Consider the following 18057-nt stretch of genomic DNA (forward strand, 5'->3'; position numbering starts at 1 on the left):
TCCTTTATTGTGCGTTGGCCAGCGTTGCTTGCTGTTCAACATTATTTTTGTCCGTGTTGCCGCGCACCAGGCGCAGCACGAAACCGGCAGGACCCGTCTGGTACCAATGGCGCACGCCACGGCGTGGCTGGCCCATCGCTTGCGTCAATCGGTCCAGGGTGATGGCCAGCAGCACGATACCCAGGCCACCCACGGTTGCCAGGCCCATGTCCAGGCGGCCAATGCCGCGCAATACCATCTGGCCCAGGCCACCCACGGCGATCATCGAGGCGATCACGACCATCGACAGCGACAGCATCAGCGACTGGTTGATACCGGCCATGATGGACGGCATGGCCAGCGGAAATTGCACGCGGGTCAGCAGCTGCCACGGCGAGGCGCCATAGGCGCGGGCCGCTTCGATCAGGTCGGGACGCACCTGGCGGATACCGAGGTTGGTCAAACGCACCAGCGGCGGCAGGGCAAAGATGATCGTCACGATCACGCCTGGCGCATTACCGATACCAAACAGCATCACCACGGGTACCAGGTAGACGAAGGCAGGCGTCGTCTGCATCGCGTCCAGCAGGGGGCGCAGGATATTCTGCGCGCGGTCGCTGCTGGCAAGGAAAATACCCAGCGGCAAGCCGATGGCCAGACAGAAAGCCAGCGACGTCAATACCAGCGACAGGGTGGTCATGGCTTCCGGCCAGATGCCCAGCATCGACACCACCAGCAGCGCCAGCACGGTACCGATGGCCAGGGTACGGCTGGTAAATTGCCACGCCAGCAAGCCGATGATGGCGATCACCGTCAGCGACGGGGCCGCCAGCAGCACGCCTTCCACGCCGGACAGCACGCTGTCGATCGGTGCGCGCACGGCCTGGAAGAAAGGACGGAAATGGGTGACAACCCAGCCCAGGCCCTGGTTGATCCAGCTTTCCAGCGGCAGCGAGCCGTCGAAAATCTGTGTCAGGTGAAAGCCGCTCGCATGTTCCGGCTGCACGGCAGGCGCGGCGGCGTCCAGCCAGGCGGTGCTGGCATCGGTGGGCGGCGTCAGCGCCCAGGGATTGATTTGGGCGGCCTGTTCAACAACAGGTTCTACTGTGGAAACGGTGCTTGGGTTCATGCTTGTCCTTTCTGTTGTTGTGGCTCGGCAATGGCTGGCGTATCGCGGTCGAGGAACTTCAGCAAGGTCGTCTTGCTGATGGCGCCGCGGAAGCTGCCGTCATTGGCCACCACAGGGACGGCGTAAGGCAGTTGCGCCACCTGGCCGAACAGGCCGGCGACTGGCTCATCTGCATTGATGGTCTGCACGTCGGGCAGATAGGCATGCGCCAGGCCCAACGGTCCCACATGGCCGTCGAGCGCACTGCGCAGCGAATCGGCCGAGACGACGCCGAGGAACTTGCGCTGCGGATTGACGACATACGCAAAGGCGCGATCCTGCTCTTCCAGCATCGACAGCGCGGCGCGCGAGCCGCGGCTCGGCGACTCGGACACGACGATCTGGCTCTTGCGGGCAATATCGCTGGCCTTGAACACGGCCGCCGCATCCACGCCGCGCACGAAATTGCGCACGTAATCGTTGGCAGGCTTGCGCAGGATTTCTTCCGGCGTGCCCACTTGCACCACGTGGCCGTCTTTCATGATGGCGACGCGGTCGCCGATGCGCATGGCTTCGTCGAGGTCATGCGAAATGAAGACGATGGTGCGGCGCTTGATTTGCTGCAAGCGCAGCAGTTCCGATTGCATTTCCGTACGAATAATCGGATCGAGCGCGGAAAATGCTTCATCCATCAGCAAAATCGATGGATCGCAAGCCAGCGCACGGGCCAGGCCCACGCGCTGCTGCATGCCGCCCGACAATTCGTCGGGATAGCTGGCGCCGTAGCCATCCAGGCCCACTTGCTCCAGCGCTTGCTGGGCCAGCGCATGGCGCTCAGCTTTCGGCATGCCGGCCAGTTCCATGCCGAAGGCAGTGTTGTCGAGCACGGTAATTTGCGGCAGCAGCGCGAACGACTGGAACACCATGCTGATGTCCTTGCGGCGCAGGGCGCGCAGCTGGGCGTCCGGCAAGGTATTGATGTCGTTGCCGTCGATCAGGATGCGGCCGGCGGTCGGCTCGATCAGGCGGTTCAGCATGCGCACCAGGGTCGACTTGCCCGAACCGGACAGGCCCATGATGACGAAGATCTCGCCCGCTTCAATGGTAAAGGTGGCGTCGAAAACGCCGATGGTGCAGTCCGTCTTGGCCAGGATATCCTGCTTGCTGGCGCCTTGGTGGACGAGTTCAAGTGCTTCTTCTGGCTTGTCGCCGAACACTTTGAACACATGGTCGATAATGATTTGTTTTGCCACGATGTGGTTCTCCCTCGATTTGACGAATGGAATGAAACCCAGCAAGCTGCTAGCTTGCGGCGGGAATCAGCAAACCCTGTTGCGTCGGCTACGCCACGGCGCAAAAAGCGCACGGGAGCGACAGGAAACAGGGGGTGACACGCGTGTGACCAGCGGATGGCCAAAGCCGGTGCCGGGGTGCCGTGTGCGTGCTAAAAGAGGCTGTGGTTCAGGACTTTTAACAACGCTAGCGCCATGCAAATACATGGCACCAAATGTATTTGACCGAAAAAAATCGACCAAGCTACTTTTAACTGGATGCGGGTGTAAAACCCGAAGAATTATTCACCACTCAGCGAGTGGGGAGTACTGCGAAGCAGAAGGTGAAACGCGGTGTAGCTGTTGTAAATATGACTCAAGTATAACGCAAAAAGCCACCAAAGTCCAATGGCTTTCCAAATAGAAATGTGCTAGCAATGTTCGCCAGCGTACAGTCAGACGTAAAAAAGGCGAAAAGAGACTTGTTTTCATCGTCTTTTCGCCCATCGCTGCGACACGCTCCCTAGCACCAAACCGGGCGCCGGACAAGCGATGCAAAGCCGTCAAGCCGGCTCGGTAAACACCTTGCGCATCTTCTCGGCAATCTTGCCTTCAATCGTGGAGGCGAAGGCGCTCAGCATGAAACCCAGCTTGATTTGCAGTTGCGCCTGCTCTTTTTCCAGGGTCAGCGATCCGTCGACGCCGCTGCGCTCGAAACGCAGCACGTCGCCATCCCAGGCGCACGCCAGGTCATATTCCTGGGCCAGCTTGTCGGCCACTTGCTGCGCCGCTTGGCGCGCCTTTTCTGCTGTCAGCTTATGTTGCTGAACTATATTTATATCCGCCATCAAACGATCCTTTTATTATAAAAACGGGGGCAATACGGCCAGCATCATACCAGCCGCCATGCGGCAGCCGCGGCCATGGGTGGCGCCGGCACGCAGAAAAAACCGCGCTTTCCTGCGCCGCACTTGCGCCGCATCAAACCAAAACCACCGAAGCGGGCCGACTATCTCCATTCCAGTTGCGAGTGTCTTGGAGAGCTAACATGGACCAGAAAGTCATCGTGCCGGTCGAAGCCGTGCTGACCAAATGCGTGTCCCTGCCCGTCGGCTATGTCCCCACCCCATCGGCGCCCTACCGCCAGCACCGCAAGAATGCGCAATTGACCTTGCAGCCGGGTCCGCCCCGCGTGCTCGCCCCCACCACCCGCAAGCTCGAAGCCGTGCCGGTCGGTTCGCGCGTGCTGATCTGGAAGCAGGACCCGTCCGTGAGCGAACTGGGCACGCGCAAGACCTTCCTCGCCGGCCTGACCCTGCAAGGCCCGCGCGATGCACGCATCACCTTTGGCGAGCCGGGCATCGCCCAGGTCAGCCCGAACGCCTTTGGCGACTTCATCGTCTCGCCCAACACCGACCAGTTCGACGCCGTGCACACGTTTGCCATCGTGCGCATGACGCTCACCATGTACCAGCGTGCGCTGGCCAGCAACGGCACGGCCTCGCCCCTGCCCTGGCAATGGAATAGCGCCAGCAATACGGCCCCCCTGCGCGTGTTTCCGCACGGCTTGCCCAATGTCATGAATGCGTACTACAGCCGCAGCGACAAGGCCCTCAAGTTCGGCGATTTCATTCCCAGCGGCGCCACCGAGCGCGTCTATACCTGCCGTTCGCTCGACATCGTCTCGCATGAAACTGGGCATGCCATCCTCGATGGCCTCAAACCGAATTGGCTGCTCAACAATAACCCGCCGCAGACGGGCGGCTTGCACGAATCGTTCGGCGACCTGACGGCCATCTTCCTGGCCCTGTCGCAGCTGGACCAGGTCGAAGCCGTGATCGCGCAAACCAAGTCCGATCTGCACGACAAAACCTTCCTGGCCGACCTGGCGGAACAGTTCGGTCTGGCGCTGGGCCGGCCTAACGGTTTGCGCAATGCCGACAATGACATCAAATTGTCAGAAGCAGGCACGGAAGTGCACGCCATCTCGCAAGTGTTTACAGGCGCCGTCTACGACATCCTGGCCGACATCTTTGCCCATGAACGCCAGCCCCAGCTGGAAGACGACGCTGCCGTGCTGCACCGCTGCGGCGACTACCTGCGCAGCCTGGTCTTGCGCGCCCTGGTGGCGTCTCCCGACCATGCGGCCACGTATGCCGACGTGGCCGGCCAGATGCTGACCCTGGCGCAGGCCGACGGCTATACCGCCTACCTGGACTTCATCCGCAACAGCTTTACCGTGCGCGAAGTACTCAAGAACAATGCCATGACGGAAGATGGGCAAATGACCTTTGCCGCAGGCATCGTCGATGACGAGGGTGCCGTGCAAGACAGGCGCGCCTGCTGCGGTACCATGAACCATGCGGAATACAGCGAATCGGACCACTTGCTGGAAGCGGAGCGCGAAGCACTGGCGGCCTGGTGCCGCAGCTACGCGCCCCGATAAATGCCATACGCCGCAAGCCAGTCAATAGTCGGCAGCAGGCGATGACATGCCGCACCACGTCCCCACCACCGTCCACCAGAAGGAGCAGCATGAAAATTTCAGCCCGCAGCAGCGGCGGCTTTGCCGGCCTGAGCGAACAGTACGACATCGATACGCAAGCCCATCCGGCCGGCCCCGGACTGGAAGCGGCACTGGCCAGCAGCGGCTTTTTCACGCACTCGCAGGCGACGGGCCAGCAGGTGGGTGCCGATATCCCCCAATGGCAGATCACCGTTGACGCGCCCACCGCGCGCCGCACCATCACATTTGCCGAGGATGGCAGTGCTGAAAATGCACGTTGGCAACAGTTACTGACGCAAATACGCGCCAGCGCCTGAATGTTCCGACACTTGGCCTGATTGTTCCGGCGCTTATTTTGTGCCGGTCTTGATTTGAGTAAAACAAAAACACCACACGGCAAGCCAGCACACCGCCCACCCTGCACCCTGCCGCATCGGGTGACTGTCGCTTTCTTGCCGCGTTCTTTATGGCAACGTCCCGGATAGTCGCTGAATTACCCGCTCTGCGCGGCAACGGCACCGTCAAAAAATGAATTTGCTTATATGTATTGTATATAAGCGGGATTTGTGAGAAATAGCGAATTGCCTTAAAATACAATGCTTTGCTTTAGTATGCGCCGCCGAGTTTCCTGCAGGCGCTACAGCACCTCCCCCAAATTGATAGGACTGTTATGACCCACGTTGTCACCGAATCCTGCATCGCCTGTCGCTATACCGACTGCGTCGATGTCTGCCCGGTAGATTGTTTCCGGGAAGGCCCGAACTTCCTGGCAATCGATCCGGACGAATGTATTGACTGCGCAGTCTGCGTGGCAGAGTGCCCGGTGAACGCGATTTTCGCGGAAGAAGACGTGCCGGGCGACCAGCAAGCCTTCATCAAGATCAACGTCGATCTGGCCCGTAACTGGCCTTCGATCACCAAGACGAAGGCTGCCTTGCCGGAAGCCGAGCAATTCAAGGACGTCAAGGACAAGCTCGACATGCTGGTGCGCTAAGCGCACGGCACTTGCCGCGGCCGTTCTGGCGGAGAGACTCTTCTCCGCAGGGGCGGGGCGGCGAAAAAACAGACGAAAAGCAGCGGAAACGCTGCTTTTTTTGCTTTTAAAGCATCGTTGCAGCTCTATCCACGCAAGTGTGGCGCCCTGTCACACCAAAGCGCAAACTGTGGACCTGTGCGCGGTAAAGCACATTTTGTCCTCAACAAATATCGTAGAATTGGATTATGATATTTGAGCCGATATTGGCGCTTGGAATTAAACAAGGACTCTATATGCTTTACCAACTGCACGAACTGCAACGCTCTTTCCTCACTCCGGTGATGCAATGGGCAGACATGTCCTCCAAGTTATTTACCAACCCGGTTTCTCCACTGGCCCACACCCCGTTTTCGCAACGCATCGCAGCCGGCTACGAGCTGATGTACCGCCTTGGCAAAGACTACGAAAAACCACAATTCGACATCCAATCCGTTCTCGTCCAAGGCGAGAGCGTCGACATCCGCGAACACGTTGTCGTGACAAAACCGTTTTGCCGCCTGATTCACTTCAAAAAAGAAGCCACTGGCTTGCAACAGCCCAAAGTTTTGCTGGTTGCCCCCCTGTCCGGTCACCACTCGACCCTGCTGCGCGATACCGTGCGCGGCTTGCTGGCCGAGCACGATGTCTACATTACCGACTGGACGGACGCGCGCATGGTACCGCTGACGGAAGGCCCGTTCCACCTGGACGACTACATTTATTATGTGCAGGAATTCATCCGCCTGCTGGCGCCTGACTTGCACGTTATTTCCGTCTGTCAACCGACCGTGCCCGTGCTGGCCGCCATCTCGCTGATGGCGACAGCCAAAGATCCGCACATGCCGAAAACCATGACGATGATGGGCGGCCCGATCGACCCGCGCCGCTCGCCCACGCAAGTGAACAACCTGGCGACGGAAAAGAAATTCTCGTGGTTTGAAAACACCGTGATCTACGCGGTTCCGCCGAACTATCCGGGCTTTGGCCGCAAGGTGTATCCGGGCTTCCTGCAGCATGCCGGCTTCATCGCCATGAACCCGGGCCGCCACGCGCAAAGCCACCGCGAGTTCTACATGCACCTGGTGACGGGCGACGACGAGCCGGCGGAAGGCCACCGCCAGTTCTACAACGAGTACAACGCCGTACTGGACATGCCGGCCGAGTACTACCTGGAAACCATTAAAACGGTTTTCCAGGAATTCAGCCTGCCGATGGGCACGTGGAAAGTGGGCGGCCAGCTGGTGCGTCCGCAAGACATCACGAATGTGGCGCTGTTCACCGTGGAAGGCGAACTGGACGACATTTCCGGCGCCGGCCAGACGCAGGCGGCGCATGACTTGTGTTCCGGTATCCCTGCCGAGATGCAACAAGACTTCGTGGCGCCGAAATGCGGCCATTACGGCATCTTCTCGGGCCGCCGCTGGCGCGAGATCATTTGCCCGAAAATCGGCGAATTCATCCAGAAACACGGCTAATACACGGCATATCCATCAAAAAGCCACCCCAGTTCACACTGGTGTGGCTTTTTTTCATGCGCGCTCGATTTTCACCGTCGGACGCGTATTCACAAAGATCTGCTCGACTCTCGGCTCACCCGGTCCCGGCTTCTTCATCGCATAGCCATTCACAGGCTGCGACCGGTTTACCCACAGCGCGTAATACAGGTGATCGGCGCGCGGATCTTCCGTATTCGGGTGGATCAGTATCGTCAGGCCCAGGCTGTTCAGCTGCAGCCACGGCACGATCACGGGCAGCAGATCATTGGTAAAGCCAAAATAAAACGACGGCGTCACGTGCGGGCCGCGCGGCTCCAGGTTCCAGTCGCCCAGCTCGATCTGGAAACGCTCGGCCGCCCACTTGCGTATCAGCGCCGCTTTCTGGTAACTGTCTTCGTCAAAATAGATATGCGCGTGATAGCTCTCGATATCCGTGTAGGCGCGCGGTGTCGATGGCAAGGTTTCCTCGCCGGGCCGCACGCTGACGAGGCGCGGCGTGGGCGCCTTGTCCGTATGCTCGCCCCACGGGCTCTTGCCCGGTGCAGGTTTGGCGCGTTTTACTGCGCCATCCTGCGCCAGGGCGGTGCCCGCCAAGCCGGAAGCGGCCAATGCCGCCACCAAGCCGCCGCCGCGCAAGACCGTGCGGCGCTGCGGCGAGAGGAGATTGGCCCATTCCAGGTCGATGGCCGCGTGTTGAGTGTTGTCAGACATGTCAATTCCTGTTCTTGATGATAAGTACGGAGATAGAGAAGGCAGATCAAAAGTGAACAGTGGCGCGGGCGTAGTAGTAACCGCCCAATACGCCCAATGGTCCCGAATTGTCGTAGGCGCCCGTGTACTGCGCCAGATTCGCGGCGCTGCGCGCTGCGCGCGGCACCTGGCTGGGCTTCTGGTCGAAGACATTGTTGGCGCCCACCGTCACGTTGATGCGCTTGCTGATGTCGTAGCCGACGCTGACATCCGTCACGAAGGCGGCCTTCAGCTGGTAGTCGCCGCCCGTGATGGCATTCAGGCGCTTGAGCTTGCCGTAGCGCGTCTCGCGCAGGTTGAATGTCCAGCCGGCTTTTTCATACGCCAGGGTGACGATCTCCTTATCGCGCGGCGCCCGGTACAGCAAGTCGTACTCGGCCGACTTGCTCAAGGTGCCGATGTTCGGCAAACCTTGCAGCACCGCCGGCAGTGCCGCCTTGCCAACCAGACTCGTGTGATTGATATTCACGGCCGCCGTCCAGCGCAGCTTGCCATCGGCCACGCGCAGAACATCCTCGGCCGTCAAGTCGATGCCGCGCGTGCGCGTGTCGCCCACGTTGGCAAAGTAATGCGCCACCAGGCCATTGCCCACCGTCAGCCCCGCCGAGCGCAGCAGGTTTTCAATGACGCTCGCTTGCGCCCCCGTCAGTGGCCGGCCGCTGCCGTCGAGCGCCACGCCAGAGCTGCGGTCAATGCCGATGTTCGACGACACGCCCAGGCGGTCGCTGACCTTGATTTGATACGCGTCAACGGCCAGGCGCAGGGTGGGCGTAGGATTGAAGGTCAGCCCTGCTGACAGATTCGTCGATTTTTCCGGTTTTAATGCTTGCGCCCCCAAGGCCCGTGCGGCAGCGGAATTGGGCTGCGCCAGGGTGTACGGCACGCCCGCATGGTCGGACGTGTTCGAATACGATTGCGTCACCAGGCTAGGTGCATGGAAACCGTTGCTGACGGTAGCGCGCACGGAGACCGTGGACGTCACGTCATAACGGGTGGACAAGCGGCCCGTCGTCTTGCTGCCGAAATCGGAATATTTCTCGGCGCGCAGAGCCGTGTCGAGCAGCAATTGCGGCGTCAGTTTCGCACCCAGGCCGATATACGCCGCATGGCTGTGGCGCGCCGTGTCGGATGCGTCGACGGGCAGGTAGCCGGCCAGCGCCGATGAGCCGCTGCCCTGGTAAGAGGCAGGTTCTCCCGGGCTGCGCTGCTGCGTTTCATGCGAATACTCGAGGCCCAGGCTCAGGTCAGCCGGCTCGCTCAAGCCCAGCTGCACGGGGCGGCGCACATCGGCATTCGTGGTCGAGCGGCTGTAGCGCTGATTGCCGATAGTAAAATCGGTCTTGCCACCGGGATAGGTCAGCGAGTAATTGGCCGAGTGTTCGACACCCACGTCGATATCGTCGCGGCCATATGTCGTGCTCAGGTCCCAGGACCAGCCCGCCGTCTCACCCTTGACACCGCCCGTCAGCGAAAAGTCGTTTTCGCTCGTCGTTTCATATGGCGTGAAACCGTCGGGATACACGGCCAGCAAGCCTTTGTTGTTATTAAAAATGGTATTGGGCAGGCGGAAATTCTGCGCCGAGCGGGCATTGCGGTGCGCATAGGTGCCGAAACCATACAGTTGCACCTCGTTCGACACGTCATAGCCGAGGTTGGCGCTGAGCGAGGCGGTCGTGCTTTGCGGCACGCCCGTATTGCGCCATGGATTGCTGTTGCGGTTTGCTTCGGCCGGGTTCGGCGAAGCGCCGGCCGGCAAGCTGTTGTTCGGTCCCAATTTCACCAGTTGGCCATCGCTGTTGCGCACGGCCGGATACGACAGATAGGCGGGATTCAGTCCAAAATTGCGCACGGCGATGCCCTGGCGCTGGACTTCGGCGCCGAAGTGGGCAAAGCCGTGTTCGCCCAGGCGCGTGCCGCCATCGATGCGCGCCGACCCGTTCGTGCCGTCGCCCTCGTAGGTGGAACCGAGTTGCGTGCTGAAACTGCCCTTGTCATCCGACTTCAGGATGATGTTGATGACGCCGGCGATGGCGTCCGAACCGTAGATGGCGGAAGCACCGTCGCGCAGGATTTCCACGCGGGCAATCGCCCCCGTGGGGATCAGGGCTAGGTCGGTGGCGACGGAACCCGGAAAGCCATCCTCATTGACGATGGCCGTCGTATGCCGGCGCTTGCCATTGACCAGCACCAGGGTATGCGAGGGATCGAGGTTGCGCAGCTGCCCGGCGCGCACGATGCTGCCCAGGTCAGGCTGCACGCGGGCCGGCAAGTTGAATGACGGCAAGGCCGTATCCAGCGCATCGAGCAAGTTCAATTTGCCCGTGGCCTGCAATTGCTGCGCGCTGATCACGTCGATCGGTGCGGCGCTGTTGGCCACCGTGCGGCCCGTGCCGCGCGCCCCCGTGACGATGACGGTGTCAAACGGCACGGCCTCTGCGTGGACCACGCCAGGCGCCCCCAGCACGAGCACGGCCACCGAGACGGCGTACGCCAGTTGCCGCAGGCGCGGGATGGGGTCTTGCTTGTGAATCAATTCCAGCATACGGAAACATCCTTTTCAAGTCGTCAACACAGTGGTTGCAGACTAAAGGATGGACAAACAAACAAGAACGAATGGTTTCGTATTTAGATATTTCGTTTTGGCAACTAACAACAGCGGCGCGCCGTGTCAGGGACTGGCCGGGGCGGTCGCCAGGCTCTGGTCGAGCCGCTTCCAGTAATCGCGTTCCAGCCGGGCCGTATCGATGTCGCGCGCCGCCTCGTTGAAGCGCTTTTGCCGCGCCGCTCCTTCCGCGTCGCGCTGGAAGCAGACGTGCACGGGACGCTCCTTGAAGACGGTATCGATGATGGCGATGCGCTCCCGCTCGACCTTGCTGAAGTTGCGTCCCATCAGCAAGTGCTGCAGGACATGGCGTTCGATGACGATCACGCGGTAACGCTTGATGAGCAGTTTCTTCAGATTCGTCGCATCGTTCAAGCCCTCTTCCGTCTTCAACTCGCCGCGCGCCACCATGCCGTCGAACTGCTCGCCATTCGAATAACCGGCCACGGTGCCGATACGCAGCTTGCCCAGGTCGGCCAGGGCGGTGCCGGGCACGCCATCCTCCTTCAGGTAGGCCAGCACGCCTTGCGTATTGCCAACCGGAACCGAGAAGTGGCAGAGTTTTTCCCGTTCGGGCGTACGCCAGACAGCCAGAAACCCGGCATAGCGGGAACTGGCCAGGCCAAACTGCATGGCGCGCTTCCACGGGAAATACTCATATTTGACGACATAGCCCATGCGTTCGAAGATGGCGCTGACCATCGCCCCGGACATGCCGTCGGCAGGCAAGCTGCGGGAAATAAAGGGCGGCCAGTCTTCCGCGGCGAAGCGGACGATGCGCGAGCTGGCAGCGCCCGGCGCCGCCATGGGGGAGCCAGCCTGCCCGTGTGCAAGGGCAAGTGTAGCGTGCATGAATAAACAGAAGGGCAAACCAACTGTCCGGAGGAAACGCATGTTTGGCTCCTATGGCCTGGCGCACCTTGCAATGCAGGCGCGGCAACAGGACTGGCGGTCGGCTTTTTTTGATTACAGGCTTGATAAAAATCATGCTCCCATAAAAAAAAGAAATTGCAAAGTTGTTTATTTGCACTTTGACATTCCCAAGGGAAATAAAATACGATTGCGGCGTGCCTGCAACAGGCCTGCCATGCGCCAGCTATTCCCTCTCACGAGCCAGGTTTTTACTTGTGCGCGCGCCAGATGGCCGATAATGACGTTTTACCGTATTGAAGATGACCGTGCCGCATCCCGCCTCTCCCCCACTTGCCGACCAGATCGAAGACTTGCTGCCGCAAACGCAATGCACCAAATGCGGCTACAACGGCTGCCGCCCGTATGCGGAAGCGATTGCCGCAGGCAGCGCCGACATCAACCAGTGCCCGCCGGGCGGCGCGCAGGGCATCGTGCGCCTGGCCGGCTTGCTGGGCAAAAAAGTCATTCCGCTCAATCCCGTCAACGGCCTCGAACGTCCGCGATCTGTCGCCTATATCGACGAATCGCTGTGTATCGGCTGTACCCTGTGCATCCAGGCCTGTCCCGTCGACGCCATCGTCGGCGCCGCCAAGCAGATGCATACGGTGGTCACCGATCTGTGCACCGGCTGCGACCTGTGCGTGGCGCCCTGCCCCGTCGACTGCATCGTCATGTACCCGGTCAGCGGCGACGCCACGGGCTGGGATGCCTGGAGCCAGGCCGAGGCGGACGACGCGCGCGCGCGCCACGATTTCCGCACGCAGCGTTTGCGCCGGGAAACAGAGGAAAATGAAGCACGCCTGGCCGCCAAGGCCGTCGCCAAGATGCACGAAGTGACGCAGGAAGTACCCGTCACGCCAGACGAACAGGCCGAAAAGGAACGCAAGCGCGCCATCATCGCTGCCGCCATGGAGCGCGCGCGCGCCAAGGCCGCTGCCGCCAGCACGGACACCGCCCAGCCAGCCCCCATCACCCCGAAAAAAGACGCATGAACGCCGCCAAACGCCTGGAAATCTTTACGCGCTTTCGCGCCGCCAACCCTTCCCCGAAAACGGAACTCGACTACACGACGCCGTTCGAGCTGCTGATCGCCGTGCTGCTGTCGGCGCAGGCGACGGACGTGTCCGTCAACAAGGCGACCCGTTTGCTGTATCCGGTCGCCAATACGCCGGCCACGATACTGGCCCTGGGCGTGGACGAGCTGGCCAGCTACATCCGCACCATCGGCCTGTTCCGCACCAAGGCGAAGAACGTCATCGCCACCTGCCAGATCCTGCTGGAGCAGCACGGCGGCGAAGTGCCGCGCGACCGCGCCTCGCTGGAAGCCTTGCCCGGCGTGGGCCGCAAGACGGCGAATGTGGTCATGAACACGGCGTTTGGCGAACCGACCATGGCCGTGGACACACATATCTTCCGCGTCTCGAACCGCACCGGCATCGCGCCAGGCAAGAATGTCGATATCGTCGAACAAAAACTGCTGAAATTCATCCCCAAGGAATTCCTGCACGACGCCCATCACTGGCTCATCTTGCACGGCCGCTACACGTGCACGGCGCGCAAGCCCCAATGCTGGAACTGCATGATTGCCGACCTGTGCGATTACAAGGACAAGTCGCCGATGCCGGCCGTGGTATAAAGCAAAAAAAACGGCCCGCAAGGGCCGTTTTTTGATTCGCAGCAAGCGGGAGCTTACAGCAAGACCATATTATCGCGATGGATCAGCTCATGGCCTTCCATGTAGCCGAGGATGGACTCGATCTCGGTCGAAGGCTTGCGCATGATGCGGCGCGCTTCGCCGCTCGTGTAGTTGGACAGGCCGCGCGCCACGGGCGCGCCATCGGCATCGACGCAGGTGATCACGGCGCCGCGGCCGAATTCGCCATTCACGCCCGTCACACCGATCGGCAACAGTGACTTGCCTTCCTGGCGCAGCTTTTGCACGGCGCCCGCATCGAGCACGACGGCGCCGGCCGTATGCAGATGATCGGCCATCCACTGCTTGCGCGCCGTCAATTGCCCCGTTTGCGCCCGCAGCTCCGTGCCGATCGCTTCGCCCTGGGCTAGGCGGCTGAGCACGTCGCTGTCGCGGCCCCAGGCGATGATGGTATGGGCGCCGGACTTGGCGGCGCGCTTGGCGGCAAGGATTTTCGTCAGCATGCCGCCACGCCCCAGGCTGCTGCCGGCACCGCCGGCCATCGCTTCCAGGGCCGGATCGCCGGCGATGCCTTGCGTGATCAGGTAAGCGTCCGGGTCCTTGCGCGGGTCGGCCGAGAACAGGCCGTGCTGGTCTGTCAGGATGACCAGCGCATCGGCTTCGATCAGGTTGGCCACCAGGGCACCCAGGGTGTCGTTGTCGCCGAACTTGATTTCATCGGTGACGACGGTGTCGTTTTCATTGATGATCGGCACCACGCCCAGGCGCAGCAGGGTCGTCAGGGTGAAACGGGCATTCAGGTAGCGTTCGCGGTCGGCCAGGTCGGCGTGCGTGAGCAGCACTTGCGCCGTGCCGAGGCTGTGGGCGCGGAAGCTGCTTTCATAGATTTGCGCCAGGCCCATCTGGCCGACGGCGGCGCAAGCCTGCAATTCGTGGATATCGGTGGGGCGCTGCTCGAAACCGAGGCGCAGCATGCCTTCGGCGATGGCGCCGGAGCTCACCAGCACGACTTCCTTGCCCAAGGCGCGCAAGCCGGAAATCTGCGCGGCCCAGCGCGCGATGGCGGCATGATCGAGTCCGCGGCCATCGTTGGTGACCAGCGAAGAACCAACTTTGATGATGATGCGGGTAGCTTTTTGAATCACGGAATCCATGGGGCGGCGCTCTTCACTTAATAGACGTCAGCGCGCAGGACGCAGCAGCAGCAAGGCCAGCCCCGCCGTCAGCTCCATTGCGCACATGAACAACACAAAACCCTGGGGCAAGCCGAAGCTGATGGCCGCGAACAGACGGCCGGCGGGCTGCGCCAGGACCAACATTGCAGTGATATCGCCGAGGACAGGCGGTTCGCCCTGCCGTGCCGCGAACAGCGCCAGGAGCGCGGTAGCGCCCCAGACACCGACATGAGTAGCGTAGAACTGGCTGTAGCCGTTGACGCCATTGAGGAAGATGCCCATGCCGGCCGCCATTTCATCGGCGAACAACAGGCAGGCGACCGCGCTCAGCCCGTAAGCATACGCGATCAGATGCAATACACGGCGCTGCCACGCTTGCTTGCGCGCTGGCGCGACAGCGGCCGTCTGTACCGACATCAGGGTAAAGCCTTAGTCGAGGATCTTGAAACGCGGATCATCCGGGTCGATCGACGAGATACCGCGTGCTTCTTCGGTCATCTGCGTTTCTTCGGCACGGCTTTCGCTGTGTTTCTTCTCTTCCAGATGCTGGTAAATCGCATTCACCAGTTCCGGGCAACCCTGATGGTTCAGCGCGGAGATCTCGAAGACGGGACCTTTCCAGGCGAAACGCTTGAGGAAGTCCTTGACGATCTTCTTGCGCTCCTCTTCCGGCACCATGTCGAGCTTGTTCAACACCAGCCAGCGCGGTTTGTCGACCAGCGACTCGTCGTACTTTTTCAATTCCTTGACCAGCGCCTTGGCTTCCTTGACAGGATCGACGTTGGTTTCAAACGGCGCCAGGTCGACAATGTGCAACAGCAAGCCCGTGCGCTGCAAGTGGCGCAGGAATTGATGGCCCAGGCCCGCGCCTTCGGAAGCGCCTTCGATCAAGCCGGGAATGTCGGCGATCACAAAGCTCTTCTCGTGCGACACGCGCACCACGCCCAAGTTCGGGTGCAGGGTGGTAAATGGATAATCGGCAATTTTCGGACGCGCGTTCGAGACGGCCGAAATGAAGGTCGACTTGCCGGCGTTCGGCATGCCCAGCAGGCCCACGTCAGCCAGCACTTTCAGTTCCAGGCGCAGTTCGCGGCGTTCGCCTTCCTTGCCCTCGCCTTTTTGACGCGGTGCGCGGTTGGTCGAGGACTTGAAGTGGATATTGCCCCAGCCGCCTTCGCCGCCCTTGGCCAGCATTTCGGTCTGGCCGTGTTCGGTCAGATCGGCCAGGATTTCGCCGCTCGCGTTGTCGATGATCAAGGTGCCGACCGGCATGCGCAGGTGGATGTCATCCGCGCCCTTGCCATAGCAATCTGCGCCACGGCCAGGCTCGCCATTGCGAGCCTTGTGCATTTTGGAGAAGCGGAAATCGACGAGCGTGTTGATATTGCGGTCGGCGACTGCCCAAATGGTGCCGCCCTTGCCGCCATCGCCGCCATCGGGACCGCCAAAAGGCCGGAATTTTTCACGGCAGAAAGAGGCGCAGCCGTTGCCGCCATCGCCCGCGATGACTTCGATTTTTGCTTCGTCGATAAACTTCATAATTTTGCCGCCATAAAACTAAAAAGGCTCTACCTTGGGCAGAGCCTTTCGATTGAAGGCTTGCGCCTTACATCATGCGATCATTGCGGAGCGAACTGGCGCTCCGCGACGAATTACGCTGGTACTGCTGCGTTAGGTACAACGGTCACGAATTGCTTCGAGCCAGCACCTTTGACAACGAACTTCACTTTGCCCGCGATCAGCGCGAACAACGTGTGGTCCTTGCCCATGCCTACGCCTTCGCCAGCGCGCACTGGGGTGCCGCGTTGACGAATGATGATGCCGCCAGCATTGATAGCTTGGCCGCCGTAGACTTTAACGCCCAGACGTTTTGATTCTGAATCACGGCCGTTTCGCGTTGTGCCGCCGCCTTTTTTATGTGCCATTTAAGACTCCTTGATAGCTGATTAATTCAAACAGCGGCGATTAGCCGTTGATCGAAACGATTTGGATTTCGGTAAAATTCTGGCGATGGCCTTGATGCTTTTGGTAATGCTTACGACGACGCATCTTGAAAATTTTGACCTTATCATGGCGACCATGCGCCACAACCGTAACCAGTACCGTTGCACCTTCGACCAATGGAGCACCAAACTTGATGCTGTCGCCCGCGCCTACTGCGAGAACTTGATCGATGGTGATTTCGGAACCAATGTCTGCCGGTATCTGTTCTACTTTAAGTTTTTCGCCAGCGACAACTTTGTATTGTTTGCCACCGGTTTTTATGACCGCGTACATGATTTGAAACCTCATCAAATGTTGAAAGAATTTGTCCCACTGCCATGAAAAGCAAGCCGTGCACAACAGGGGGAACCAGCGATTATACACGGACTGAGAAATTGCGTCAAAAAGTATTCACAAAGCTTGACGATCGTGGTATGTCGACAACCTGACCATCATGTCAGGCTTGCGCCAGGCGGACAGCAAAACGCGCGCCAGTGCCAACAAGGTCAATCAATTGCTCTACAGTCATAGGCAAACGTCACGCACGCGCAAGCCTTGTCGTATAATCGCGGCACCCACAATCTAATGCAGGTTCGCCTTGTCTGACGCTAACAAACACGTTAACCAAAACACCATCGTGCAAACGATTGCCGCCGATATGGACGCAGTCAATACGGTGATCCGCCAAAAGTTGCACTCCGATGTGATTCTGATCAACCAGATCGCTGAATACATCATCAGCGCAGGCGGCAAACGCATCCGTCCCGTGCTGATCTTGCTGGTGGCCAATGCCCACGCCTATCGCGGCACGGCGCACCATGAACTGGCCGCCGTGGTCGAATTCATCCACACCGCCACCCTGCTGCACGACGACGTCGTCGATGAATCGTCGATGCGCCGCGGACGCCAGACGGCCAATGCCCTGTTCGGCAATGCCGCTTCGGTGCTGGTGGGCGACTTCCTGCACTCGCGCTCGTTCCAGCTGATGGTATCGCTGAATAATATGCGCGTCATGCAAATCCTGTCCGACGCCACCAACGTGATCGCCGAAGGCGAAGTGCTGCAGTTGCTGAACATGCACGATCCGGACGTGACGCAAGAGAGCTATCTGAACGTCATCCGCTCGAAGACAGCCAAGCTGTTCGAAGCGTCGGCGCAACTGGGTGCCCTGATCGCCGGCGCCAGCGAAGACGATATCGAAGCGGCCGCCGAATACGGCCGCTCGCTGGGCACGGCCTTCCAGCTGATCGACGACGTACTCGACTATGCAGGCGACGCCGCTGAAATCGGCAAGAACGTGGGCGACGACTTGCGCGAAGGCAAACCGACCATGCCGCTGATCTGGCTGATGGAAAACGGTACGCCAGAGCAACGCGAACTGGTGCGCAGCTGTATCGAGCAAGGCGACGAACAGCATTTCGACGCTGTCCTGACGGCCATCACCAGTAGCGGCGCCCTCGACTACACGCGCAAGCAGGCGGAAATCGCCGGCCAGCGCGCCGCCGATGCTATCGCCGGCTGGCCGGACAGCGTCTACAAGCAATCCATGCTGCAGCTGTGCTCGTTTGCCGTGGACCGCAATCACTGATCGCGTTTCATCCTATGC

At 60.3% G+C, this 18057-nt stretch carries 18 protein-coding genes; 7 read left to right on the forward strand and 11 right to left on the reverse strand.

Annotation, left to right across the window (positions count from 1 at the left end; translation table 11 throughout):
- Positions 1 to 4 precede the first annotated feature (4 nt).
- The 3 genes from proW to CSQ91_RS21500 all read right to left on the reverse strand — a co-directional run bounded on the left by proW (position 5) and on the right by CSQ91_RS21500 (position 3206).
- Positions 5 to 1108 carry a glycine betaine/L-proline ABC transporter permease ProW gene (proW, locus tag CSQ91_RS21490; protein WP_092611845.1) on the reverse strand — a complete coding sequence of 368 codons (1104 nt, stop codon included), beginning with the start codon at positions 1106 to 1108 and terminating at the stop codon, positions 5 to 7.
- Positions 1105 to 2340: a glycine betaine/L-proline ABC transporter ATP-binding protein ProV gene (gene proV / locus CSQ91_RS21495; RefSeq protein ID WP_034782568.1), complete on the reverse strand. Its 1236-nt coding sequence runs from the start codon at positions 2338 to 2340 to the stop codon at positions 1105 to 1107. Before proV ends, proW begins: the two co-directional genes overlap by 4 nt.
- Before the next feature lie 581 nt (positions 2341 to 2921).
- Complete coding sequence (locus CSQ91_RS21500) at positions 2922 to 3206, reverse strand: polyhydroxyalkanoic acid system family protein (protein ID WP_070260060.1); 285 nt, start codon at positions 3204 to 3206, stop codon at positions 2922 to 2924.
- Positions 3207 to 3406: 200 nt separating this feature from the next.
- Between CSQ91_RS21500 and CSQ91_RS21505 the strand changes: the two genes are divergently transcribed.
- The 4 genes from CSQ91_RS21505 to CSQ91_RS21520 all read left to right on the forward strand — a co-directional run bounded on the left by CSQ91_RS21505 (position 3407) and on the right by CSQ91_RS21520 (position 7354).
- Positions 3407 to 4804 carry a hypothetical protein gene (locus tag CSQ91_RS21505; protein WP_099389548.1) on the forward strand — a complete coding sequence of 466 codons (1398 nt, stop codon included), beginning with the start codon at positions 3407 to 3409 and terminating at the stop codon, positions 4802 to 4804.
- 89 nt (positions 4805 to 4893) lie between these two features.
- Positions 4894 to 5181, forward strand: coding sequence for a protealysin inhibitor emfourin (locus tag CSQ91_RS21510; RefSeq protein ID WP_034782459.1), 288 nt, complete (start codon positions 4894 to 4896; stop codon positions 5179 to 5181).
- 353 nt (positions 5182 to 5534) lie between these two features.
- On the forward strand, positions 5535 to 5858 hold the full coding sequence (gene fdxA, locus CSQ91_RS21515; protein ID WP_034782458.1) for a ferredoxin FdxA: 324 nt from the start codon (positions 5535 to 5537) through the stop codon (positions 5856 to 5858).
- Positions 5859 to 6133: 275 nt separating this feature from the next.
- Positions 6134 to 7354 (forward strand): polyhydroxyalkanoate depolymerase, encoded by a 1221-nt coding sequence (locus CSQ91_RS21520; protein WP_070260064.1) that lies wholly within the window; start codon positions 6134 to 6136, stop codon positions 7352 to 7354.
- 54 nt (positions 7355 to 7408) lie between these two features.
- Here the strand turns inward: CSQ91_RS21520 and CSQ91_RS21525 are convergent, their stop codons facing one another.
- From CSQ91_RS21525 to CSQ91_RS21535, 3 genes are all read right to left on the reverse strand, one after another.
- Positions 7409 to 8086, reverse strand: coding sequence for a DOPA 4,5-dioxygenase family protein (locus CSQ91_RS21525; protein ID WP_099389549.1), 678 nt, complete (start codon positions 8084 to 8086; stop codon positions 7409 to 7411).
- 46 nt (positions 8087 to 8132) lie between these two features.
- Complete coding sequence (locus CSQ91_RS21530; protein WP_099389550.1) at positions 8133 to 10667, reverse strand: TonB-dependent receptor plug domain-containing protein; 2535 nt, start codon at positions 10665 to 10667, stop codon at positions 8133 to 8135.
- Positions 10668 to 10793: 126 nt separating this feature from the next.
- A complete protein-coding gene (locus tag CSQ91_RS21535) occupies positions 10794 to 11534 on the reverse strand; it encodes a substrate-binding periplasmic protein (protein WP_099389551.1) in 741 nt (246 codons plus the stop codon).
- A gap of 365 nt (positions 11535 to 11899) precedes the next feature.
- Between CSQ91_RS21535 and rsxB the strand changes: the two genes are divergently transcribed.
- Positions 11900 to 12631, forward strand: coding sequence for an electron transport complex subunit RsxB (rsxB, locus tag CSQ91_RS21540; protein WP_099389552.1), 732 nt, complete (start codon positions 11900 to 11902; stop codon positions 12629 to 12631).
- Positions 12628 to 13275: an endonuclease III gene (nth, locus tag CSQ91_RS21545; protein ID WP_034782448.1), complete on the forward strand. Its 648-nt coding sequence runs from the start codon at positions 12628 to 12630 to the stop codon at positions 13273 to 13275. Before rsxB ends, nth begins: the two co-directional genes overlap by 4 nt.
- A gap of 53 nt (positions 13276 to 13328) precedes the next feature.
- On the opposite strand, the gene proB is transcribed toward nth, so the two are convergent.
- From proB to rplU, 5 genes are all read right to left on the reverse strand, one after another.
- Entirely contained in the window at positions 13329 to 14447 is a 1119-nt protein-coding gene (gene proB, locus CSQ91_RS21550) for a glutamate 5-kinase (RefSeq protein ID WP_099389553.1), read from the reverse strand.
- 27 nt (positions 14448 to 14474) lie between these two features.
- Positions 14475 to 14885, reverse strand: coding sequence for a hypothetical protein (locus tag CSQ91_RS21555; protein WP_034782445.1), 411 nt, complete (start codon positions 14883 to 14885; stop codon positions 14475 to 14477).
- 12 nt (positions 14886 to 14897) lie between these two features.
- Positions 14898 to 16007 carry a GTPase ObgE gene (gene obgE / locus CSQ91_RS21560; protein WP_034754647.1) on the reverse strand — a complete coding sequence of 370 codons (1110 nt, stop codon included), beginning with the start codon at positions 16005 to 16007 and terminating at the stop codon, positions 14898 to 14900.
- Positions 16008 to 16120: 113 nt separating this feature from the next.
- Positions 16121 to 16393, reverse strand: coding sequence for a 50S ribosomal protein L27 (gene rpmA, locus CSQ91_RS21565; RefSeq protein ID WP_010395157.1), 273 nt, complete (start codon positions 16391 to 16393; stop codon positions 16121 to 16123).
- A gap of 40 nt (positions 16394 to 16433) precedes the next feature.
- Positions 16434 to 16745 (reverse strand): 50S ribosomal protein L21, encoded by a 312-nt coding sequence (gene rplU / locus CSQ91_RS21570; protein WP_034754730.1) that lies wholly within the window; start codon positions 16743 to 16745, stop codon positions 16434 to 16436.
- Between the two features lie 304 nt (positions 16746 to 17049).
- On the opposite strand from rplU, the gene ispB reads away from it, so the two are divergent.
- Positions 17050 to 18039: an octaprenyl diphosphate synthase gene (gene ispB, locus CSQ91_RS21575; protein WP_077400159.1), complete on the forward strand. Its 990-nt coding sequence runs from the start codon at positions 17050 to 17052 to the stop codon at positions 18037 to 18039.
- The last annotated feature ends 18 nt before the right edge of the window (positions 18040 to 18057 follow it).

Source organism: Janthinobacterium sp. BJB301 (assembly GCF_002735685.1).
GTDB lineage: Bacteria > Pseudomonadota > Gammaproteobacteria > Burkholderiales > Burkholderiaceae_D > Janthinobacterium > Janthinobacterium lividum.